A 21,501-nucleotide genomic window follows, 5' to 3' on the forward strand; every position below is an offset into this window, starting at 1 on the left:
TTACTAATAAATTAATTCAGTCGTAAGCATTTGATAAAACTAACAATACCAATAATAGTTGGTTAGAATGTAATAAATTATTTGCGGGATCAGTGCTCATGCTTAAAAATTTATCCGTCTCTCTTCGGCTCTTCTTGTTGGTCATTTGCATCAGCTTGGTTTCTGTGGTCGTTGGCGTGGTGGGGCTGCGTGGCATGACCCAGGCCATCGCCAGCTTCAACTTTGTCAACACTGACCATTTGGTCCATTTGCGTGACCTGAAAATCATCTCTGACCAATACACGCTGCACGTTCTTGACGGTGCGATGAAAGTCCGGTCGCGCCAGATGTCTTGGGAAGATGCCAAAAAAGACCTGGCCAAATCCCGTCAAACGGTCAAAGACAAATGGGCTGCGCACCCCACGGACGACTTTGTAGGTGAAGAGAAAAAACTGGTCACCAAAATTGAAGCGTCTTTTGACAAAGTCAACACGCTGCTGGACCAACTGAACACGATTTACCAAGACCAAGAACGCTCGGATTTGGCTTCTTTCTCCGACAAACAGCTTTTCCCTGCAGTGGAAGAGTTGATTGAACATTTGTCGGAATTCATTGAGGCCCAACTGACCGAAGCCAACAATGAGTATTTGCTCGCCGAAGAAGCCTACGAATTCAACCGCAACCTCACCATCGGCTTGATCATTGCCGGCTTGCTGGGTGGTTTGTGGCTGGCCCTGTCCATCATCCGCTCCATCACACAGCCTTTGGCCAAGGTGCAAGAGGCTGTTGGCACGATTGAAAAAACCGGCAATTTTTCTGTGCGCATCGATGTGACACAAGACGACGAAGTCGGTCGCACAGCGGACGCCATCAACCGCATGATCGCGTCGCAGCAATCTGCTGTGGGCGAGGTCAACCAAGTCGTCACCGCCTTGGCGGTGGGTAATTTCACACCCCGCATTCACGCCGACCTTAAGGGTGACCTGGGCGATATGAAAAAAGCCGTCAACACCTCGGCCGATGCGATCCAAAGCACCACCCGCAGCCTGATCCAGGTCATGACGGCACTGGAAAACGGCCACTTTTCGACCCGCGTTCAAGCCGATGCACAGGGCGAATACAAGGCGGCCATGACGCAAGCCACCAACGCCATGCAGGCTTTGGACAACATGCTGGGCAATGTCTCTGGCGTGCTTCAGCAAGTGGCCAATGGCAACCTGACCCAGCGCGTGCATGCGCAAGGCCAGGGCGAGTTGGCCACCCTCAAAGACAACATCAACCGCTCGCTGGATGCCCTGTCGATGGCCATGCGCGTCATCAACACCAACAGCCAGCAAGTGGCTGCTGCGGCCAATGAAACCAGCCAAGCGATTGGCCAAATTTCTGATGGCGCACAAAACCAAACACACGCCATCTCGCAACTGGCCTCTGCCGTGCGTCAAACCACCGATGCGGTCAGCGATGTGTCGCGCAACACCACGATTGCCAGCCAGAAGTCACAAGAGTCCATGAGCATCATGCGTGAAGGCATGGTGCAGATGGAGCAGATGGTGGAAGTGGTCAGCTCCATTGCCTCGAACTCGGAAAAGATCAACAAGATCACCGAAGTGATTGAAAAAATCGCCAACAAAACCAACCTGCTGTCGCTCAATGCCGCCATCGAAGCGGCCCGTGCGGGCGAACATGGCAAGGGCTTCTCGGTTGTGGCCGAAGAAGTGGGCAAACTGGCCGCCAACAGCGCCGAGAGCTCCCAAGAAATCGCACGCCTGGTGCAAGAAGCGGTGGCAGAAACCCAACGGGCTGTGGCCACCGTCAAGCAGGTCAATCAAGGCATGCACCAGATCGAGCAAGGCTCGGTCGAGACAGACAACATGCTGCAACGCATCTCATCGGCCTTGGAGCAGCAAAGCATGGCGGTTGAGCAAATCAACTCCAACATCACCAGCTTGGATGCCATCGCTCGAAGCAACGCCGCAGCCTCGGAAGAGATCACGGCCACGGTGATGGAACTTTCCAAAATCGCCGACGCGACGCGTCACGAAGTCAACAAATTTGATGTCAACTGATCAATAAAAATCATGAAAAAATTCATCCTACGCCCTCTCGCTGCCCTGATTCCCTTGACCCTTTGCTTGTTGGCCAGCCAAGCGCATGCAGGCCGCCCATTGGCGGTGGACGACGCCAACGTGAACGAAAAAGGCGCAGGACACGTGGAAGTTTGGGTAGCCCGCGACAGCAGCAAGGTCGACACCTGGAACGTGGCCCCTGCTTTTGCGCCTGTTGAAGGCGTTGAAATTGGCGTGAGCTACGCCAAGGCCCGCAAAAATGGCAATGCCGAACAAGCCATTCAGGCCAAGTGGCGCATCACACCCAGTCAAGAAAATGGTTGTAACGTGGCCAGCACCTTGGGTTCGGTTCACGAAAAATCGGTGGGCAGCAGCCCGTTTTTGGTCGGTATCCTGACCTGCAATTCAGAGTTGGGCTCCGTGCACGTGAATTTGACTCGCCACAATCCCAAGGGCGAGAAAAGTTACAACAGCTGGGGCGTGGCTTTTGAACGCGAAATGGGCGGCGTAATCCCTCACGTGGAAATTTTTGGTGACGACGGTGGCAAACCCACCGTTCAATTCGGAGCCAAAACCGAGATCGCCAAAGGCTTGCAACTGGACGGCACCGTGGGCCGCGACCGTCAAAACAAAGCCAATGTGTTTTCACTGGGTTTCAAGTACTCTTTTTGAACGCAGACACCCTGAACAAAACCCGCCTAACTGGCGGGTTTTTTTATACCCTTGCGTGACAACCCCCATGAATTCCCCTAGGAAAATGGGGGTCTGACTGTCTCATAATGAGGCGAGTGCTTTTCTGAGCACCCGCCTCATTTCCATTGGAGACCTGTATGACTTCACGACGTTCCGTATTGACCCAAGGCGCTGCACTGCTTGGCGCTACTTCCACCGGTTTGTTGGTGCCACAAAGCGCCCAAGCTCAAAGCGGCAAGATCCGCGTGGGCTTCATGCTGCCCTACACCGGCACCTTTGCACAACTGGGCGTGGCCATTGAGAACGGCGTGCGCATGGCCATCAACGAGCAAGGCGGCAAGCTGGGTGGCCGTGAGATCGAATGGTTCAAAGTGGACGACGAATCCGAGCCCTCCAAAGCGATTGAAAACGCCAACAAGTTGGTCCAACGCGACAAGGTCGATGTGCTGATCGGCACTGTGCACTCGGGTGTGCAAATGGGCATCCACCGCGTGGCCCGCGAAAGCGGCGTGATCAACCTGATCCCCAACGCGGGCGTGCACATCGCCACCCGCGCCCAGTGCGCCCCCAACGTCTTCCGCACCAGCTTCTCCAACAGCCAGCCCACCATGGCGCTGGGCGAGGCCATGGTCAAGCGCGGCCACAAAAAGGCGGTTTGGATCACCTGGAAGTACGCCGCAGGCGACGAAGCTTTTGAAGGCTTCAAAGAGAGCTACACCAAGGCCGGTGGCACCATCGTCAAGGAGCTGGGCCTGCCCTTCCCCAACGTCGAGTTTCAGGCCTTGTTGACCGAAATTGCTGCGCTCAAGCCCGACGCTGTGGCTTGCTTCTTTGCGGGTGGTGGCGCGGCCAAGTTCTTGCGTGACTACGCTGCGGCAGGCCTCAAGGGCAAGATCCCTTTGTACGGTTCGGGCTTCCTGACCGAAGGCGTGCTGGACGCTGCAGGCCCAGCGGCCGACGGCGTTTTGACAGCTCTGCACTACGGTGACGGCATCGAGACCAAGCGCAACAACACATTCCGCTTGAATTACGCCAAGACCTTCAAGATGCAGCCAGACGTGTATGCCGTGCAAGGCTACGACTCGGGCTTGCTGCTGGTGCAAGGCGCCAACGCCGTCAAAGGCGATGTAAGCCAAAAGGCCAACATGATCAAGGCCATGGAAGTGGCCGTGATCGACAGCCCACGCGGCAAGTGGACCATGAGCAAGTCGCACAACCCGGTGCAAGACATCTACCTGCGCGAAGTCTCGAACAAAGAGAACAAAGTCATTGGCATCGCTGCCAAGGCGTTGGCCGATTCCGGCGCAGGTTGCCGCATGTAAACTGCAGGCGCTGGCTGTTGGGGTACGCCCCACGGCCATCCGTTTGCCAGCCGTGCCACGGCGGATCTCGGTCCGCCGTTTTTAATGGCGCTTGGCTTCAGGGCTTGGGGCTTCGCTCCCCTCCTCCATTCAACAGGTGATCCCCGATGGACTTTGTGAATTTTTTGATCCAGCTGCTCAACAGCGTCCAGTACGGGCTGCTGCTGTTCATGCTGGCAGCGGGCCTGACCCTGATCTTCGGCATCATGGGCGTGGTGAATTTGGCGCACGGCAGCTTTTACATGCTGGGGGCTTACCTGGCTTGGTCTTTGGCCGCGCAGTTGGGCAGCTTCACGCTGGCGATCATCGCGGGCACGGCCTTGTCCGTGGCCTTTGGCTTGCTGATCGAGCGTTTGCTGTTCCGCCACTTCTACCACCGTGACCACTTGGACCAGGTGCTGCTGACGTTTGGCCTGATTTACGTGTTTGAAGAGCTGCGCTCCATGATTTGGGGCGACGACGTGCACGGCCTGCCCGTGCCCGAGTTGCTGGCCGCGTCCATTCCCCTGACCGAAAACCTGTCCTACCCGGTGTACCGCCTGTTCATGTCGGGCGTTTGCCTGGTGCTGGCTTTGGGCCTGTATTTGCTGATTTCCAAAACCCGTTTGGGCATGAAGATCCGTGCAGGAGCCTTCAACCGCGAAATGACCGAATCGCTGGGTGTGAACATCAAGCTCATCCACTCGGTGGTGTTCGCTTTGGGCATTGGCTTGGCCTCGATCGCGGGCATGATCGCCGCGCCTGTGTCGAGCGTCTACCCCAACATGGGCAGTCAAGTCTTGATCATGTGCTTTGTGGTGGTGGTCATTGGCGGCATTGGCTCGGTACGCGGCGCTTTGATTGCTGCTTTGCTGGTGGGCCTGGTCGACACCTTTGGCAAGGTGCTGCTGCCCCAGGCTTCGGGCATGCTGGTGTATGTGCTGATGGCCGCTGTGCTGCTGTACAAGCCCGAAGGCCTGTTCAAGCAATGAAAAAGAGATCCACATGAGCACGCCCCAAATTCACCTTGAAACCCTGCCGCGCAGCATCCAGCTGGTGATGGTGCTGGGCTTTTTGGCGCTCGCCGCCTTTCCCTTTGTCGGAACCGACTTCTACACGGCCATGGTCGTCCGCATGATGATCCTGGCCATCTTGGCCATGAGCCTTGACTTGCTACAAGGCGTCACGGGCCTGGTCTCGCTGGGCCATGCGGCTTACTTTGGCTTGGCGGGTTATGTGCTGGCTTTTGTCACGCCCCAAAACGAGCCCATCAGCCTGTACACCAGCTTGCCGCTGGCCGTGGGCGGGGCCGCACTCGCCGCGCTGGTCATTGGCTTTTTGGTGGTGCGCACGCACGGCATTTACTTCATCATGGTGACCATGGCCTTTGCCCAGATGATTTTTTACATCTTCTTTGACAACAAGGCGCTGGGCGGATCGGACGGTTTGTTCTTGAACTTCCGCCCCGATGCGGGCGTGATCGATCTGGAAAACAAGCGGGTGTTTTATTACTTCACGCTGGCCTGTTTGCTGGCGGTGTATGTGTTTTTGCGCCGCCTGCTTTGGAGCCCCTTTGGCCGGGCGCTGTCGGGCATCCGCGTCAACGAGCACCGCATGCGGGCACTGGGCTTCAACACCTTCAGCCACAAGTTGGCGGCCTTCACACTGGCCGGGGCCTTGGCGGGACTGGCGGGTTATTTGTGGGCCGCGCAAACCGGCTTTGTGAACCCCGAGCTGATGGGCTTTCACATGAGTGCACACGCCATCATGATGGTCATTTTGGGTGGCATGGGCAATTTTGCGGGGGCCATTGTGGGCGCCTTCAGCTTTGAGTATTTGCTGCATGTGTTCAAAGACTTGCCAGAGGTGGGCAGCTTCAAAACCGGCAAGCACTGGCAAATGTGGATGGGCCTGTTCATCGTGGCGCTGATCATCTTTGCCCCTAAGGGCATTTTGGGTCTGATCAACCGGGCTTTGGGCAGCAAAACAGCCAAGGAGGCAGGCCATGACTGATCGTCAAGTCTTGTTGTCCGCCCGTGGCTTGACCAAGCGCTTTGGCGGCTTGGCGGCCGTCAACGACGTCTCGCTGGATTTCTGGCTGGGTCACATCCACGCGGTGATTGGCCCCAACGGTGCGGGCAAGTCCACACTGACCAACCTGCTCTCTGGCGACCTGCCGCCCACCAGCGGCAGTATCTCCTTGGGCGAGCACCCCATCAGCGGTTGGACACCCGAAAAAATCTCGCGCCACGGCTTGGGGCGCAGCTACCAAAAAACCAACATCTTCACCACCTTCACGGTGTGGGACAACGTGCGCCTGGCCGCGCAATCGCGTGTGCAGCCCTCGCCTTTCAACCCATTGGGCTGGTTAAAGACAGCGGCCCGCATGCAGGCTGTGAATGCTCGGGCCGAACGTGCCATGGAACTGGCCGGGCTGCAAGACCGCCGCCACGCCCAAGCCGGGGCCACCAGCCACGGCGAGCAACGCCAGCTCGAAATCGCCATGACCCTGGCCACCGAGCCCCGGGTGCTGCTGCTCGACGAGCCGCTGGCGGGCATGGGCCAAGCGGAGGCCGAGCGCATGGTGCAGCTGCTGCTGCGCCTCAAAAAAGATCACGCCATCTTGCTGGTAGAGCACGACATGGACGCTGTGTTCACCCTGGCCGACCACCTCACCGTCATGGTCAACGGGCAAGTGATTGCGAGCGACACGCCTGTGGCGGTGCGGGCCGATGCGGGTGTGCAGGCTGCTTACCTGGGCGAGGAACATTGAGATGAGCGACTTGTTGATCCAGGCCCAAGACCTGAACACCTATTACGGCGCGAGCCACATCCTGCGTGGCGTGAACTTTTCTGTCGGCCGGGGCGAGACGATTGGCCTCATGGGCCGCAACGGCATGGGCAAAAGCACCCTGCTCAAAACCCTCATGGGCATCGTGCCGCCGCGCACGGGCACGGTGGACATCAAGGACCAGCGCATGAATGGCCGCCCCACGTTTGAAGTGGCGCAACTGGGCATCGCCTACGTGCCCGAGGGCCGTGGCATTTTCGGCAACCTGAGCGTGGTGGAAAACCTGCAAATGGCAGCGCGCCCCGGCACCCAGGGCCAACGCGACTGGACCTACGAGCGCGTGCTCGAGACCTTCCCGCGCCTCAAAGAACGCCTGGGCCACGGCGGCCAGCAACTGTCGGGCGGCGAGCAGCAAATGCTCACCATCGGCCGGGCGCTCATGACCAACCCCGACGTGCTCATCCTCGACGAAGCCACCGAAGGGCTGGCCCCGCTGATCGCCCGCGACATCTGGCGCATCTGCAGCCTCATCAAAGAGAGCGGCATCAGCTCCATCATCGTCGACAAGAACTGGAAACACGTCACCCAGATCACCGACCGCAACATCATCTTGGTCAAAGGCCAAGTGGTGTTTGAAGGCTCGTCACAAATCCTGTTGGATGACCCGAGCGTGCTGGAGCAGCATTTAGGCGTTTGATCGGCTCACAACAAAGGCCGCAATTCCCGCGCAGCCTCCAGCAGCAAGGGCAGCCACTTGCGCTGCACAGAGGCTTCACTCAGCTGCTCGGCCGTGCCCACCACATTGAGCGCGGCCAGCGTGCGGCCCTGCATATTGCGCAGGGGCACAGCCAGCGCATGGATACCAAGTTCATGGCCGTCACGGGCCAAGGCATGGTCGCCCTGGCGAACCTTTTCAATCAGCCCTTTGAACTTGGTCAAACCCACCTCGGTTTGCGGCGTGATGCGGGCCAACTCCCGGCCTTTGAGCCAAGCTAGAAAATCTGCCTTGGGCAAGTTGGCCAACAACACCTGCCCCGTGGACGTGGCATGGGCGGGCAAGCGAGCACCCAGGTGCAGGCCATAGGCCAAGTGCCGGACAGGCTCGGCCACGCCTGCGCTGCGTGCCACGATCACACACTCATCGCCATCGAGCACCACCGCGCTGAAAGCCGCCTGCGTTTGCGCGGCCAAACGGTTGAGGGTCGGCTGCAAGGTGCGCGGTAAACGCGAAGTGGCCATGTAACTGCCCGCCAGACGCAGCACCCGCGCCGACAGCCAATAGTGCGAGCCATCCGTTTCCAGATAGCCCAACTCAGCCAAGGTGAGCAAATGCCGACGGGCTGACGCACGCGTGATGCCCGTGCGCTGCGAAGCCAGGGTGGCGTTGAGGCGCTGCCGCTCGGTGTCAAAAGCCTCGAGCACCGCCAAGCCTTTGGCCAAACCTTCGATGTAGTCTGCTTTGACGATCGTCATAAGAGCCTTGAAGAAACAGGGGTCGGGCCATCTCGGCCCATCAAATTTGCGCGATCATCGCACAAATAAATTCACAATCGCACAAACACACTCACCAATCAGGTCTGTCCACGGCGATGCACTCTAAGCTACAAAGCATTGCAATGACCGTTTTCAGGAGTCTCCCATGAGCACCACCCGCACCCAAGTCGCCATCGTTGGCGCAGGCCCTTCTGGCTTGCTGCTGGGCCAATTGCTGTTCAAGGCAGGCATCGACGCCGTCATCGTCGAGCGCCAAAGCCCTGACTACGTGCTTTCGCGCATCCGTGCAGGCGTGCTGGAGCAAGTGACCATGGACCTGCTGGATGAAGCGGGCGTGGGCCAGCGCATGCACAAAGAGGGTTTGGTCCACACGGGCTTTGACCTGTTGTTCAAAGGCGCACGCCACCGCATCGACATGGACCACCTCACGGGCGGTAAAAAAGTGATCGTTTACGGCCAAACCGAAGTCACCCGTGACTTGATGGACACCCGCCAGGCGGAAGGTTTGCCCACGGTGTACGAGGCAGAAAATGTGCAGGTGCACGACTTTGACAGCCAAAAACCCCGCGTGACCTACGAGAAAAATGGCCAGCTGCACACCATCGAGTGCGACTTCATTGCAGGCTGCGACGGTTTTCATGGTGTGTGCCGCGCCAGCGCCCCAAAAAGCGCGATCAAGGAATACGAAAAGGTTTACCCCTTCGGCTGGCTGGGTGTGCTGTCTGACACACCGCCCGTGCACCACGAACTGATTTACGCCAACAGCACACGCGGCTTTGCCTTGTGCTCACAACGCAGCGCCACGCGCAGCCGCTACTACCTGCAAGTGCCCACCACGGACAAGGTCGAGCAATGGTCTGACGACGCCTTTTGGGCCGAGTTACGCAATCGCCTCGACCCCGAAGCCCGCGAGCATTTGGTGACGGGCCCCAGCATTGAGAAAAGCATCGCTCCGCTGCGCAGCTTTGTGACCGAGCCCATGCGCTTTGGCCGCATGTTCTTGGCAGGCGACGCTGCGCACATCGTGCCGCCCACGGGCGCTAAAGGCCTGAACTTGGCCGCCACCGATGTCAAGTACCTCTCCACCGCATTCATCGAGTTTTATGCCGACAAGACTGACGCGGGCATCGACGCCTATTCAGAGCGCTGTTTGCGCCGCGTTTGGCGTGCAGAGCGGTTCAGCTGGTGGTTCACCAGCTTGATGCACCACTTCCCAGAAAACGGCGACATCGGCCAGAAGTTCCAAGATGCAGAACTCGACTACCTGATCCACAGCGAAGCTGGCTCCCGCACCATGGCCGAAAACTATGTGGGCTTGCCGCTGAATTTCGGCGAATAACTCAGCGTCCTGCCTTCATACAGGAGCGATGCCCTCGTCGCGATAGGGCTTTTGCAAAGCCTCAGGTTCATCCATCGCGGCGAGGGCGCCGCTCCTACAATGTGCATCCATGAGCACCACCAAACCCCTGCGCGGCACGCGCGTTGTCAGCCTTGCCCTGAACCTCCCCGGCCCCGCCGCCCTGATGCGCTTGGCGCAAATGGGCGCGAGCTGCACCAAGATCAACCCGCCCTCTGGCGACCCGATGCAGCACTACACGCCCAGCGGTTACGACTTGATGCACCAAGGTGTGAAACACCAAACGCTGGACCTCAAAACCGAAGCCGGTCAAGCCGCCTTGCACAAATTGCTGCCCAAGACCGACGTGCTGCTCACCTCTTTTCGGCCTTCAGCCCTCGCCAAACTGGGCTTGGGCTGGAAAGCTTTGCACAAGCAATACCCCGCGCTCAGCCTGATCGAAGTGGTGGGGGCGCCCGGCCCCTTGGCCGAGATTCCTGGCCATGACCTCACTTACCAAGCCGAGGTTGGTTTGGTCAACGGCATGGACCTGCCGCCCAGTTTGTTCGCCGACATGGGCGGTGCGTTGATGGCCAGCGAAGCCACGCTCAAAGCCGTCATCACCCTCAAGACGACCGGCAAAGGCACCCGCCACGAGGTGGCTTTGTCAGAAGCGGCCGCTTGGCTGGCACTGCCCCGCCAGTTGCGCATGACGACCCCCGATGGCGCCGTGGGTGGCGCACACGCGGGTTACCGCATGTACGCTTGCAAAAACGGACGTGTGGCCGTCGCGGCGCTGGAGCCGCACTTTGCCATCAGCCTGTGCGCAGCTGCAGGCATTCAACTGGCGCATCCGGTCAAAGACCTCTTCAAGCCCGCCACACGCCAGGCCATTGAAGCTTTCTTGGCCAGCCAAACCCGAGCCCAACTTGACAAACTGGCTACGGCCAAAGACATCCCGCTGATGACCCTGCCACGCTGACTGCGTGACTGTGAGAGCGGCGCACTCGCCGCGATGGGCTTGCGCACAGCACTGGCGATCGCCCCGAGGGCGGGGCTCCCACATCAAACTCAATCCAAGCAAGCGCAGATCAACTCCCTGTAGGAGCGGCGCCCTCGCCGCGATGGGTCTTCGGAGAACTGTGCTCAGTCGGGCAAAGGATCGGGCAAACGCTTCAAGGTGCGCAGTTTTGAGGCGGTGATGAGGGCTGCCTGCAGGAAAAATCCGGCCACCACACACCAAAAACTGACGGAGACCGGAAAGCTCACCCCCACCACGCCACCCAAGGCTGCACCCAAAGGTCGCGCGCCTGTGGTCACCACAATGTTGATGGACGTCACACGCCCGATCATGGCGCGAGGCGTCACCGTTTGTCGCAAAGTGGTCGACGTGATGGTCCAGATGATGGGGCCCGCGCCAAATAAGAAATACGAGAGTGCTGCCAACCAACCGTGGGGCCAAAACAGCGTCAACGCCATCGTCAGGGCCGCCAGCACCGAGAAATAAGGCCCCAGCAAAGTGGCCTGCCCAAACGGCAGCAGCCCCACCACTCGGGGCGCCAGCAAAGCCCCCACGATCATGCCCACGCCATAACAAGCCAAAGTCACGCCCACGCCGCTTGCGTCCAAGCCTAAATCGTTGATGGCGTAAGGCACGTAGGCGGCTTGGAGCATGAACCAAGAAATATTCCAGACGATGGAGCAAAACATCATGGGGCGTAAATAGTCGCTGCGCCACACCCACTTGGCCCCGTCTTGCAATTCCAGCAAAGGGTGCCTGTCGGGCATGGCGGCCCGGGTGGGTTCGGTGATGCCGCGCAAGCACAAGACCGCCATCACAGACAACATGCCCGACAGCACAAACGCTGCAGAAGCGCCCGTCCATGCAATCAAGGCACCTGCCAAGGCCGGGCCTGCGGCAAACGCCGCACTGCGAGCCAACTCCAGCCGCCCATTGGCTTGGGCCAAGGCATCGACCGGCACCAAGGCAGGCACCAAAGAAGGCGCAGCCACACTGAACGCCACGGTACCCACCGCGGCCATGAAACCCAGCACTGCCAAAGCCGGAATCGAGACCTGACCCGCGACGATCAAACCCAACAGCAGCAACAAGGCCAAAGCCCGCAGCGTTTCGGCCAAAGCCATGAGGCGCGTGCGCGATGTGCGGTCAGCCAGCAGCCCCAAGGGCATGGCCAGCAACAAGAAAGGCAAGGACTGGATGGACGCGAGCAAGCCGATCTCGCCCGGCCCGGCCTTGAGCAAGAGCACGGCCACGATCGGCACAGCCGCCAAGCTCAGCTGCTCCGCCGATTGGGCCAGCAGATTTGACCAAGCCAATCGCTTGAAAGATGCGGAAAGTGGAAACGTCATAAATGCCTTGAGGTTTTGCACATCGTACAAGGACAAAGACAAAACCCGTGTCCACAGTGCGGCACCGCACTGCCCTCAGAGCGCATGGTTGCCGCCGAGGATGACACGCCTGTTACCCTGAAGTGCAAGCCTTGGAGGTCTCATGCAACACCCACCCCACCCCGTCGCCAAGCCATCTGTCGAAGAAATGCAACAGTTGGCGCTGCTGCGGCAGCTGCGCAGAGCCCATCGACAGCAAATGGCCATCGCTCCGACCCTCATCCCTGAGCACATGGCTGCTCGGCCTCTGACGCGGGGCCAGCGATTGGCAGACAGCGTGGCGGCGACCATTGGGTCTTGGCGCTTCATTGTTTTGCAAAGCTCGGCCATCGCCATTTGGATCACGGGCAACGTGCTGGTGGGGGACAACGCCTGGGACCCTTACCCCTTCATCCTGCTCAACTTGCTGCTGTCGTTTCAGGCGGCCTACACGGCACCCGCCATCATGATGAGCCAGAACCGGCAGTCAGAGCTGGACCGCAGGCATGCGCAAATCGATTACGAAATCAATGTGAAAGCAGAATTAGAAATCGAACTCCTGCACAACAAAATCGACATCTTGAAAGAGCAAGAATTTTTGAGCCTGACCCAAGCAGTGCGGGAGCTCACCGCACAAGTGCGGGTGTTGACGGCCCAGGCCCACGCTCGGCCTTGAGTGCATCGGTGCGTTGATGCACTGACGCCCACGGGCAGTTCGTGTGTCAATGGGTTCTCGTTATTCACACAGAGAACCCCACATGCAAAACCTCAAAACCCTCGCTGCCGCCATCGTGTGTGCCAGCCTGCTGCCCTTGTCGGCGGCCTTTGCAAAAACCATGAACAAAGCCGAATTCAAGGCCAGCAAAACCCGCATCAGCGCGGATTACAAAACAGACAAAGCAGCCTGCAAAGTCCAAAAAGGCAACGCCAAAGACATTTTCCAGGAAGAAGCCAAAGCCAAAGAAAAAGTGGCCCTGGCCGAACTGGAATTCAGCTACACAGGCAAAGCCGCTGATCGCAACAAAGTCGCCGTGGTGAAAGCCAAGGCCGCGTACGAAGTGGCCAAAGAGCGCTGCGACGACCTGGCAGGCAACGGCAAAGACGTGTGCGTTCAAGAAGCCAAAGCCACCGAAACGAAAGCCTTGGCCGATGCCAAGATGGGCCAAGAAATTGGCGATGCCAAAAAAGACGCCGCCTCAGAAAAGACAGAAGCCGATTACAAGGTCGCCCATGAAAAATGCGACGCCCTCGCGGGCGATGCCAAAGCCAGGTGCGTGACAGCGGCCAAAGGCAAGTTCGGCAAGCATTAAGTTATTGCGAACTTAGCAACGGCGCCTGAGGGCGCCGTTTAAATCATGGCAGAAGGCACTTTCGGGTGCCTTCTGCCAAAGTGGTTAGGCCCCGGGGGTGAAATGAACCCTCAATGATTCAACTGCCCCCAAGCCTTCTCCAGCCGCTTGATGCTGACCGGCTGCGGAGTGCGCAGCTCTTGCGCGAAAAAGCTCACGCGCAGCTCCTCCAGTAACCAGCGGAACTCCAGCATGCGGGCGTCTTGTGCGCCTTTGCGTTCGGCCACCAAGCGCCAGTAGCGCTGCTCTTGCGGTTTCAGCTCGGTCAGGCGCTGGGCGTCGCGGGCGGGGTCGGCGCGGTATTTGTCCAGGCGCAGTGTGACGGCCTTGAGGTAACGGGCGCAGTGCTGCAACTGCGGCCACGGCGTCGCGGCCATGAAGTTTTTGGGCATCAGGCGTTGGAGTTGCTGGGTGCAGTCTGCAGTGGCGTCGGGGGCGTTTTTGGTGTCTTTGATCTTGCGGGTGGCCGCGCCAAACTCCAGCAAGATGGTGCCCGCCAGCCGGGCCACTTCGTTGGCAATCAGAGTCAAGCGGCCCCGGCCTTCTTCGATGCGGCGCTTGAAGGTGAGCTCGTCATTGGGCAGCGGGTCAAGCAAGAAGGCGCGGTCCAGCGCCACGTCGATGATCTGGGTTTTCAGCTCGTCGGCCGTGCCCAGCGGCATGTAGGCCACGGCCATTTTTTGCAGGTCAGGGATGTTTTTCTCAAGGTATTTGAGCGCGTCTTTGATCTGCAGCGCAAACAGGCGGCGCAGGCCCGCGCGGTTCTTGGTGGCGGCCACGTCAGGCTCGTCAAACACTTCGATGGTCACAGCGTCTTGCATGTCCACCAGCGCGGGGAAGCCGATCAGGGTCTGGCCGCCTTTGCTGATTTCCATCAGCTCGGGCAGCTCGCCAAAGGTCCAGGCGGTGTAGCGCTGGGGGGCCAGGGGCTTGGGCGCTGCGGCGGCTTTGGCCGGGGCGGCGTTGTTGCGGCTGGCGTTGACTGTGATCGTTGGGGCTTGGGCCGATGCCTGATCGGGGATCGGCGTTGGCGCTGCCGCCACTTTGAGCTGCGCCAGCGCCTGAAACGCGCCACGCGCTTTGGCACCCAGCTCGCCTTTGAGTGCGCCCAAGTTGCGGCCCATGCCCAGCTGGCGCCCGTGCTCGTCCACCACCAGCAGGTTCATGAACAAATGCGGGCTGAGCATCTCGTGTTTGAAGTCGGTCCGCTTGATGTCCAAACTGGTTTCGTCGCGGGCTTTTTTGAGCAGCACATCAGTCAGCGACCCGGCACCAAACAGCTCGGGCGCAGACAGCTCGGCAGCCAAGCGCGTAGCCGATTCGGGCAGCGGCACAAAGCGGCTGCGCGGGCGCTGCGGCAGGCTTTTGAGCAGGGCCTGGATTTTGTCTTTGAGCAGGCCGGGCACTAGCCATTCGCACCGGTCTTCGCTGACTTGGTTCAGCACAAACAAGGGCACAGTTACCGTCACGCCGTCGCGGGCGTCGCCGGGCTCGTGCAGATAGGTGGCCTGGCAGTCGGTGCCGCCCAAGCGGATGTGTTTGGGGAAGGCCTGCGTCGTGATGCCTGCCGCTTCGTGCCGCATCAGCTCTTCTCGGGTCAGCAGCAACAGGCGCGGTTGCTTGGCGCTCTCGTGGCGGTACCAATCTTCGAGCAGGCGGCCGCTGCACACCTCGGGCGGAATCTGCTGGTCGTAAAAGGCATAGATCAGTTCGTCGTCCACCAGCACGTCTTGGCGGCGCGACTTGTGCTCCAGCTCTTCGACCTTGGCGATCATCTTGTGGTTGGCCGCCAAAAACGGCAGCTTGGTCTCCCACTGGTCGCCCACCAGGGCTTCGCGGATGAAAATCTCGCGTGCGCCGTGCAGGTCCACCCGGCTGTAGGCCGTGCGCCGCCCGCTGTAAACCACCAAGCCGTAAAGCGTGGCCCGCTCCAGCGCCACCACTTCGGCCGATTTCTTTTCCCAATGCGGGTCGAGCACTTGTTTGCGCAGCAGGTGCGCGCCGACTTGCTCCAGCCACTGCGGCTCGATGGCCGCAATGCCCCGGCCAAACAGGCGCGTGGTTTCGACCAGTTCGGCCACCACGATCCAGCGGCCCGGCTTTTTGCTCAGGTGCGCGCCAGGGTGTTTGTGGAACTTGATGCCGCGTGCGCCCAGATAAGCTTCTTCGTCTTCGAGCTTGTAACCCACATTGCCCAGCAGACCCGCCAGCATGGACAGGTGCAGCTGCTCGTAGCTTGCAGGCTGCGTGTTGATGCGCCACTTGTGCTCGGTCACCACCGTGAGCAGCTGGGTGTGCGTGTCACGCCACTCGCGCACGCGCCGGATGTTGATGAAGTTCTGACGCAGCAGCTGCTCGTATTGGCGGTTGCTGAGTTTGTGCTGCGGCGCTTCTTGCGCAGGCGCGTTTAATTGGGATCTGACCCCAATTGATTTGGAGGAGCCGCCACGGGCGTCGTGGATCCATTTCCACAACTTCAGGTAGCCGGTGAACTCGCTTTTGTCGTCGTCGAACTTGGCGTGTTGCTGGTCGGCTTGGGCCTGAGCGTCCATGGGCCGGTCGCGCACGTCCTGCACGCTCATGGCGCTGGCGATGACCAGCACTTCTTCCAGCGCTTCGCGGCCACGGGCCTCCAAAATCATGCGACCTACACGCGGGTCCAGCGGCAGTCGGGCCAGCTCTTTGCCGATGGGGGTGAGTTCGTTGTCGTCGTCTACTGCGCCCAACTCGGCCAGCAGTTGGTAGCCATCGGTGATGGCCCGTTTGGACGGTGCTTCGATGAACGGGAAGTCTTCGACCACACCCAGGTGCAGCGACTTCATGCGCAAGATCACGCCCGCCAAGGACGAGCGCAAAATTTCCGGGTCGGTGAAGCGCGGGCGGCCCGCAAAGTCTTTGTCGTCGTACAGGCGGATGCAAATGCCGTTGGCCACGCGGCCGCAACGGCCCGCACGCTGGTTGGCCGCCGCCTGGCTGATGGGCTCGACCATCAGCTGCTCGACCTTGCTGCGCAGGCTGTAACGCTTGACCCTTGCCGTGCCTGCGTCGATGACATAACGGATACCGGGCACCGTCAGGGACGTTTCGGCCACGTTGGTGGCCAGCACGATGCGGCGGCCATTCGAGGCCTCAAAAATCTGGTCTTGCTCGGCCTGCGACAGGCGGGCAAACAGCGGCAGCACTTCGGCGTTGCGTGTGAGCGGCTGGTGCGCCAGGTGCTTGCGCAGGTGGTCGGCGGCTTCGCGGATTTCGCGCTCGCCGGGCAAAAAGATCAGGATGTCGCCCCCTGCCCCGCCCTGCCAGAGTTCATCCATCGCATCGGCCATGGCTTCGTTGAGGCCGTAGTCACGCGACTCTTCAAACGGGCGGTAGCGCTGCTCCACCGGAAAGGTGCGGCCGGACACCATGATGACCGGGGCCGGGCCGTTGCGTGAGGCAAAGTGTTTGGCAAAACGGTCGGCGTCGATGGTGGCCGAGGTGACCACGATCTTGAGGTCTGGCCTGCGCGGCAAGATCTGGCGCAGGTAGCCCAGCAAGAAGTCGATGTTCAGGCTGCGTTCGTGCGCCTCGTCGATGATGATGGTGTCGTAGGCTTGCAGCAGCGGGTCGGTCTGGGTTTCGGCCAACAAGATGCCGTCGGTCATGAGCTTGACCGAGGCGTTTTTGCTCAATCGATCCTGAAACCGCACCTTGAAACCCACCACCTCGCCCAGGGGTGTTTTGAGTTCTTCGGCAATGCGCTTGGCCACCGAGCTGGCGGCAATGCGCCGGGGCTGGGTGTGGCCGATCATGCGGGCGCGTTCGCCCGGCTTGGCGTTCAGCTTGCCGCGCCCCAGCGCCAGCGCGATTTTGGGCAGCTGCGTGGTTTTGCCCGAACCTGTTTCGCCGCAGACGATGATGACCTGGTGCTGGTCCATGGCGGCCATGATTTCGTCACGGCGGGCCGAGACGGGCAGGCCTTCGGGGAACTCGATTTGGAGGGGGGTGTCAGACAAGGCGGAAACTTCTGTGAAAATCAAGGCAAGAACAGCGGGGGATTATCCCAGTCCCGCGCACCCTGCCACTTTCGCAGCCCTTTCACCGCACCTTCGCCGCCCATGTCCACAGTTTTCAACTTCACCTTCGTGCCCTGGTTCCGGTCGGTGGCGCCTTACATCCACATGCACCGGGGCAAGACCTTTGTGGTCGGCATCGCGGGCGAGGCGATCGCGGCGGGCAAGCTGCAGCACCTCGCGCAAGATTTGGCGCTGATCCAAAGCATGGGCGTCAAGATCGTGCTGGTGCACGGCTTTCGCCCGCAGGTCAATGAGCAACTGGCCGCCAAAGGCCACACGCCCAAGTATTCACAGGGCATCCGCATCACCGACAGCGTGGCCTTGGACTGCGCCCAAGAGGCGGCGGGCCAACTGCGTTACGAGATCGAAGCCGCCTTCAGCCAGGGGCTGCCCAACACCCCGATGGCGGGCTCTACGGTGCGGGTGATTTCGGGCAACTTCATCACCGCACGGCCCGTGGGCATTGTGGACGGCGTGGATTTCATCCACTCGGGGCTGGTGCGCAAGGTGGACGTGGACGGCATCATTCGCACGCTGGACATGGGTGCGATGGTGCTGCTCTCGCCCTTTGGTTTTTCGCCCACTGGCGAAGCCTTTAATTTGGCCATGGAAGAAGTGGCCACCAGCGTGGCCACCGAGTTGCAGGCTGACAAATTAATTTTTGTGACCGAGGTGCCGGGCATCCGCATCGAGCCGCACGCCCCAGCCAGCGAGGACAACCCCATCGACACCGAGCTGCCCTTGGCCGCTGCCAAACAACTGCTGGCATCGCTCCCTACGCCGACCGAGCCGACCGACATTGGCTTTTATTTGCAGCACTGCGTGAAAGCTTGCGAAGAGGGTGTGGAACGCTCGCACATCCTGCCCTTTGCGGTCGACGGCGCTTTGCTGCTCGAGGTGTATGTGCACGACGGCATCGGCACCATGGTGATCGATGAAAAACTCGAAGAACTGCGCGAAGCCACCTCGGACGATGTGGGCGGCATCTTGCAGCTGATCGAGCCCTTTGAGAAAGACGGCACATTGGTCAAGCGCGACCGCACCGAGATCGAACGCGATATCGACCACTACACCATCATCGACCACGACGGCGTGATCTTTGCCTGCGCGGCGCTTTACCCCTACCCCGAAGCCAAAACGGCCGAGATGGCGGCGCTCACCGTGTCGCCCCAGTCGCAAGGCCAAGGCGATGGCGAAAAGGTGCTCAAGCGCATCGAGCAACGCGCCCGCGCCATGGGCCTCAAAAGCATCTTCGTGCTCACCACCCGCACCATGCACTGGTTCATCAAGCGCGGCTTTGTGCAACAAGACCCCGACTGGCTGCCAGAAGCGCGCAAACGCAAGTACAACTGGGACCGCAAGAGCCAGGTGTTGGTCAAGAAGCTCTGACGCTGCTCGTGAGCGCCAAGCGCTCGGCCGCAGCAAAGGCTTGCGTTTGCGGGTTCAGATGGCGCCAGACCTCTTGGCCGTCCACATAAACCCGAAACTCACCTGTGCGCAGGGCTTGCCAGGGTTCATCAACGGTCAACGGTTCGGTGGCCAGCAAACTCATGACGTCGCCTTCGGCGTTGAGCGGCCCCAAATCCAAGCTCATGTCGCAGTCCACCAGCTGCGCCTTGGGGAACGGGTGGTGCCGGGTGAGCTGGTGCAGGTGGGTCGAGCAGTGCACATAAAGCGCGTGGCCGTCGCTCAGCAACATGTTGAAGTTGCCGTGTTGGGCCAGATCGCCCGCGATGCTGGCCAGCACCGGGGCCAGCTCTGGCCACTCCGGGGGGTGTTGCCAATCTTTGAAGTGCAAACGCAAGCGGCTCATGAGGGCGCAAAACGCACGCTCGCTGTCGGTGGTGCCCACGGGCATGTCTTGGCAGGTCATCGGCGCTTCAAAGCGGCCGAGGTCCCCGTTGTGGGCAAACACCCAAGTGCGCCCCAGCCATTCGCGCTGAAAAGGATGGCAGTTGGCCGCTTGCACATCGCCTTGGGTGGCTTTGCGCACATGCGCCACCACCACGCGGGATTTGATCGGGTGGCTGCGCACGTATTCCGCCAGTGGAGACTCGCTGGCCGGTTGGTCGTCCTGAAAAACCCGGCAACCGTGGCCGTCGTAAAACGCAATGCCCCAGCCATCGACGTGGTCCGAGGTGCGCCCGCCCCGGGCAGAAAACCCGGTGAATGAAAACGTGGTGGCTGCGCGGTTGTTGCAGCTCATGCCCATCAGCTGGCACATGGTGGACCTCAGGACAGTGAGAAATCAACGGCGGCCATGGCGTGCAGTTCGGTGGTGTCAAAGAGGGGCAAGCCAAGGTCGCCGGGCTGCAAGATCATGGTCAACTCGGTACAGTCCAAAATCACGCCCTGCACGCCTTGGGCCGCCAGCTCACGCACCGAGGCGATGAGTTTCTGGCGTGAATCGTCCCGCACCACGCCCCGGCACAGTTCTTCAAAAATGACCCGATGCACCTCGACGCGACCGGGCTCGTCGGGCACCACGCACTCGATGCCGCGTGCCGCCAAGCGGTCGCGCATGAAGGCCTGCTCCATGGTGAAACGGGTGCCGAGCAGGCCCACCTTGTTCAGGCCTACCGCCAAAATCGCGTCGGCGGTCACGTCGGCAATGTGCAGCAAGGGCAAGGCCGTCACCGATTGCACTTCCTGCGCGATGCGGTGCATGGTGTTGGTACAAATGAGCAAGACCTCGGCGCCGCTGCTTTCGAGTTGGCGCGCTGCCGTTTGCAATATCTCGGTCATGCGGGGCCAATCGCCCTGCTTTTGCAGATCGGCAATTTCCTGAAAGTCCAAGCTGATGAGGTGCACCCGCGCCGAGCGCAGTCCGCCATGGCGCTTGGCCACTTCGCGGTTGATGTGCTGGTAGTAAAGCGCCGTGGACTCCCAGCTCATGCCCCCGATCAAACCGATTTTTTTCATGTCAACCTTGCACAAAATGAGCATCAAAGTTTGCCACCAAATGGTCAGCATGAAGTTTCAAAATAGCGTAGGAAACGGCCTATTTTTGGAATAATTTTCTACAATCAGGTCATGAAACAGAAATTAGATGCAATAGATCGAAAATTGCTGGAGTTACTCCAAAAGAGCAGCGACTTGCCGATCAACGAACTGGCCGCAGCCGTGCACCTGACGCCCACGCCTTGCTGGCGTCGGATTCAGCGGCTCAAGGAGCTGGGCGTGATCTCTCAGCAGGTGGCCTTGGTGGACCGGCAAAAGGTGAATCTGGGGGTAACGGTGTTTGTGGCGGTGCGCACGCGTGACCACGACCTGCCTTGGCTAGAGAAGTTTCGGGCCACGGTGCAGGCCATCCCGGAAATCGTCGAGGTTTACCGCATGAGCGGTGATGTGGACTACCTGCTGCGGGTGGTGGTGCCCGATATTGCGGCCTACGACCAGGTGTACAAACAGCTGATTCAGCAGGTGCCGCTGTCGGATGTGAGTTCGAGTTTTGCCATGGAGGAGCTGAAATACACCACGGCGGTGCCGCTCAATTACGCCGCTGGCTGACGCGACTTCAGGGCCACCCACAGGCCCAAAAGGCCAAACGCCACAAAGCACACAAATGACCAATTGGCGATGGAGCCGCCCAAAAAGGTCCAGTCGATCTTGGTGCAGTCGCCGCTGCCCTTGAAGATCATGGGGATGGCGCGGTTGATGGGGAAGTTCTCGACCATGCCGTAGAAGTCACGGCCGCAGGTCACGATCTCAGGGGGATACCACTGCAGCCAGCTTTGGCGCGCAGCGGTAAAGCCGCCAAAACCCGACACCAGCGCCAGCAATACACCCGACGCCGCCAGGCCCCAGCCGCGCAAACGCCAGCCTACAGCCGCCACCAACACCACGCCGATCAATGCGTAGCGCTGCACGATGCACATGGGGCAAGGGTTCAGACCCACGACGTGCTGCAAATACAGGCCAAAAGCCAGCATGCCAATGCCCGACACGGCAATCAAGGCCAAGAGGCGATGGGGGGTGATGGAAGTCAGGTTCATGGTCGGTTTTCAAAA

The 21,501-nt window shown here is 60.0% G+C and carries 19 protein-coding genes; 13 read left to right on the top strand and 6 right to left on the bottom strand.

Annotation, left to right across the window (positions count from 1 at the left end):
* Positions 1-98 precede the first annotated feature (98 nt).
* The 7 genes from SWE17_RS07130 (at position 99) to SWE17_RS07160 (ending at position 7,566) form a co-directional block, all read left to right on the top strand.
* Positions 99-2,045: a methyl-accepting chemotaxis protein gene (locus SWE17_RS07130; protein WP_322992414.1), complete on the top strand. Its 1,947-nt coding sequence runs from the start codon at positions 99-101 to the stop codon at positions 2,043-2,045.
* 12 nt (positions 2,046-2,057) lie between these two features.
* Positions 2,058-2,717, top strand: a complete 660-nt coding sequence (locus SWE17_RS07135; RefSeq protein ID WP_322992415.1) for a hypothetical protein — start codon at positions 2,058-2,060, stop codon at positions 2,715-2,717.
* Positions 2,718-2,875: 158 nt separating this feature from the next.
* The gene (locus SWE17_RS07140) at positions 2,876-4,060 is read left to right on the top strand and encodes an ABC transporter substrate-binding protein (RefSeq protein WP_322992416.1); all 1,185 of its coding nucleotides are present in this window, start codon (positions 2,876-2,878) and stop codon (positions 4,058-4,060) included.
* Positions 4,061-4,206: 146 nt separating this feature from the next.
* Positions 4,207-5,070 carry a branched-chain amino acid ABC transporter permease gene (locus SWE17_RS07145; protein ID WP_322992417.1) on the top strand — a complete coding sequence of 288 codons (864 nt, stop codon included), beginning with the start codon at positions 4,207-4,209 and terminating at the stop codon, positions 5,068-5,070.
* Between the two features lie 13 nt (positions 5,071-5,083).
* Positions 5,084-6,091, top strand: a complete 1,008-nt coding sequence (locus SWE17_RS07150; protein WP_322992418.1) for a branched-chain amino acid ABC transporter permease — start codon at positions 5,084-5,086, stop codon at positions 6,089-6,091.
* On the top strand, positions 6,084-6,851 hold the full coding sequence (locus tag SWE17_RS07155) for an ABC transporter ATP-binding protein (protein WP_322992419.1): 768 nt from the start codon (positions 6,084-6,086) through the stop codon (positions 6,849-6,851). Before SWE17_RS07150 ends, SWE17_RS07155 begins: the two co-directional genes overlap by 8 nt.
* A gap of 1 nt (position 6,852) precedes the next feature.
* Positions 6,853-7,566: an ABC transporter ATP-binding protein gene (locus SWE17_RS07160; protein WP_322992420.1), complete on the top strand. Its 714-nt coding sequence runs from the start codon at positions 6,853-6,855 to the stop codon at positions 7,564-7,566.
* A gap of 5 nt (positions 7,567-7,571) precedes the next feature.
* On the opposite strand, the gene SWE17_RS07165 is transcribed toward SWE17_RS07160, so the two are convergent.
* Positions 7,572-8,342, bottom strand: coding sequence for an IclR family transcriptional regulator domain-containing protein (locus SWE17_RS07165; protein WP_322992421.1), 771 nt, complete (start codon positions 8,340-8,342; stop codon positions 7,572-7,574).
* A 166-nt stretch (positions 8,343-8,508) separates the two neighbouring features.
* Here SWE17_RS07165 and pobA point away from each other — a divergent pair, with 166 nt between their 5' ends.
* Together pobA and SWE17_RS07175 are read left to right on the top strand one after the other, a co-directional pair.
* On the top strand, positions 8,509-9,702 hold the full coding sequence (gene pobA, locus SWE17_RS07170) for a 4-hydroxybenzoate 3-monooxygenase (RefSeq protein WP_322992422.1): 1,194 nt from the start codon (positions 8,509-8,511) through the stop codon (positions 9,700-9,702).
* A 109-nt stretch (positions 9,703-9,811) separates the two neighbouring features.
* Positions 9,812-10,681: a CoA transferase gene (locus SWE17_RS07175; protein WP_322992423.1), complete on the top strand. Its 870-nt coding sequence runs from the start codon at positions 9,812-9,814 to the stop codon at positions 10,679-10,681.
* A gap of 164 nt (positions 10,682-10,845) precedes the next feature.
* On the opposite strand, the gene SWE17_RS07180 is transcribed toward SWE17_RS07175, so the two are convergent.
* Positions 10,846-12,069, bottom strand: coding sequence for an MFS transporter (locus SWE17_RS07180; protein WP_322992424.1), 1,224 nt, complete (start codon positions 12,067-12,069; stop codon positions 10,846-10,848).
* Between the two features lie 142 nt (positions 12,070-12,211).
* On the opposite strand from SWE17_RS07180, the gene SWE17_RS07185 reads away from it, so the two are divergent.
* Positions 12,212-12,763, top strand: coding sequence for a DUF1003 domain-containing protein (locus tag SWE17_RS07185; protein ID WP_322992425.1), 552 nt, complete (start codon positions 12,212-12,214; stop codon positions 12,761-12,763).
* Positions 12,764-12,845: 82 nt separating this feature from the next.
* The gene (locus SWE17_RS07190) at positions 12,846-13,397 is read left to right on the top strand and encodes a hypothetical protein (RefSeq protein WP_322992426.1); all 552 of its coding nucleotides are present in this window, start codon (positions 12,846-12,848) and stop codon (positions 13,395-13,397) included.
* 110 nt (positions 13,398-13,507) lie between these two features.
* Here the strand turns inward: SWE17_RS07190 and hrpA are convergent, their stop codons facing one another.
* On the bottom strand, positions 13,508-17,431 hold the full coding sequence (gene hrpA / locus SWE17_RS07195; RefSeq protein ID WP_322992427.1) for an ATP-dependent RNA helicase HrpA: 3,924 nt from the start codon (positions 17,429-17,431) through the stop codon (positions 13,508-13,510).
* A 102-nt stretch (positions 17,432-17,533) separates the two neighbouring features.
* Here hrpA and argA point away from each other — a divergent pair, with 102 nt between their 5' ends.
* On the top strand, positions 17,534-18,880 hold the full coding sequence (gene argA, locus SWE17_RS07200) for an amino-acid N-acetyltransferase (protein WP_322992428.1): 1,347 nt from the start codon (positions 17,534-17,536) through the stop codon (positions 18,878-18,880).
* Here argA and SWE17_RS07205 read toward each other — a convergent pair.
* Together SWE17_RS07205 and SWE17_RS07210 are read right to left on the bottom strand one after the other, a co-directional pair.
* Positions 18,867-19,715 carry a class II glutamine amidotransferase gene (locus SWE17_RS07205; RefSeq protein WP_322992429.1) on the bottom strand — a complete coding sequence of 283 codons (849 nt, stop codon included), beginning with the start codon at positions 19,713-19,715 and terminating at the stop codon, positions 18,867-18,869. The two genes, argA and SWE17_RS07205, sit on opposite strands and share 14 nt — an antisense overlap.
* Positions 19,716-19,723: 8 nt before the next feature.
* Entirely contained in the window at positions 19,724-20,464 is a 741-nt protein-coding gene (locus SWE17_RS07210; protein WP_322992430.1) for an aspartate/glutamate racemase family protein, read from the bottom strand.
* Positions 20,465-20,524: 60 nt separating this feature from the next.
* On the opposite strand from SWE17_RS07210, the gene SWE17_RS07215 reads away from it, so the two are divergent.
* Entirely contained in the window at positions 20,525-21,001 is a 477-nt protein-coding gene (locus SWE17_RS07215; protein WP_322992431.1) for an Lrp/AsnC family transcriptional regulator, read from the top strand.
* On the opposite strand, the gene SWE17_RS07220 is transcribed toward SWE17_RS07215, so the two are convergent.
* Positions 20,986-21,486: a disulfide bond formation protein B gene (locus SWE17_RS07220; protein WP_322992432.1), complete on the bottom strand. Its 501-nt coding sequence runs from the start codon at positions 21,484-21,486 to the stop codon at positions 20,986-20,988. The two genes, SWE17_RS07215 and SWE17_RS07220, sit on opposite strands and share 16 nt — an antisense overlap.
* Positions 21,487-21,501 lie beyond the last annotated feature (15 nt).

It is taken from the genome of Limnohabitans sp. (assembly GCF_034680285.1).
Lineage (GTDB): Bacteria > Pseudomonadota > Gammaproteobacteria > Burkholderiales > Burkholderiaceae_C > Limnohabitans_A.

Bases quoted from the DNA above. Each gene is read 5' to 3' on its own strand.
- pobA (WP_322992422.1), top strand. From the start codon at position 8,509: ATGAGCACCACCCGCACCCAAGTCGCCATCGTTGGCGCAGGCCCTTCT.
- SWE17_RS07210 (WP_322992430.1), bottom strand. From the start codon at position 20,464: ATGCTGACCATTTGGTGGCAAACTTTGATGCTCATTTTGTGCAAGGTT.
- SWE17_RS07140 (WP_322992416.1), top strand. From the start codon at position 2,876: ATGACTTCACGACGTTCCGTATTGACCCAAGGCGCTGCACTGCTTGGC.
- SWE17_RS07185 (WP_322992425.1), top strand. From the start codon at position 12,212: ATGCAACACCCACCCCACCCCGTCGCCAAGCCATCTGTCGAAGAAATG.
- SWE17_RS07190 (WP_322992426.1), top strand. From the start codon at position 12,846: ATGCAAAACCTCAAAACCCTCGCTGCCGCCATCGTGTGTGCCAGCCTG.
- SWE17_RS07180 (WP_322992424.1), bottom strand. From the start codon at position 12,069: ATGACGTTTCCACTTTCCGCATCTTTCAAGCGATTGGCTTGGTCAAAT.
- SWE17_RS07135 (WP_322992415.1), top strand. From the start codon at position 2,058: ATGAAAAAATTCATCCTACGCCCTCTCGCTGCCCTGATTCCCTTGACC.
- SWE17_RS07155 (WP_322992419.1), top strand. From the start codon at position 6,084: ATGACTGATCGTCAAGTCTTGTTGTCCGCCCGTGGCTTGACCAAGCGC.
- SWE17_RS07165 (WP_322992421.1), bottom strand. From the start codon at position 8,342: ATGACGATCGTCAAAGCAGACTACATCGAAGGTTTGGCCAAAGGCTTG.
- SWE17_RS07145 (WP_322992417.1), top strand. From the start codon at position 4,207: ATGGACTTTGTGAATTTTTTGATCCAGCTGCTCAACAGCGTCCAGTAC.
- SWE17_RS07220 (WP_322992432.1), bottom strand. From the start codon at position 21,486: ATGAACCTGACTTCCATCACCCCCCATCGCCTCTTGGCCTTGATTGCC.
- SWE17_RS07160 (WP_322992420.1), top strand. From the start codon at position 6,853: ATGAGCGACTTGTTGATCCAGGCCCAAGACCTGAACACCTATTACGGC.
- SWE17_RS07130 (WP_322992414.1), top strand. From the start codon at position 99: ATGCTTAAAAATTTATCCGTCTCTCTTCGGCTCTTCTTGTTGGTCATT.
- SWE17_RS07205 (WP_322992429.1), bottom strand. From the start codon at position 19,715: ATGTGCCAGCTGATGGGCATGAGCTGCAACAACCGCGCAGCCACCACG.
- SWE17_RS07150 (WP_322992418.1), top strand. From the start codon at position 5,084: ATGAGCACGCCCCAAATTCACCTTGAAACCCTGCCGCGCAGCATCCAG.
- SWE17_RS07175 (WP_322992423.1), top strand. From the start codon at position 9,812: ATGAGCACCACCAAACCCCTGCGCGGCACGCGCGTTGTCAGCCTTGCC.
- SWE17_RS07215 (WP_322992431.1), top strand. From the start codon at position 20,525: ATGAAACAGAAATTAGATGCAATAGATCGAAAATTGCTGGAGTTACTC.
- argA (WP_322992428.1), top strand. From the start codon at position 17,534: ATGTCCACAGTTTTCAACTTCACCTTCGTGCCCTGGTTCCGGTCGGTG.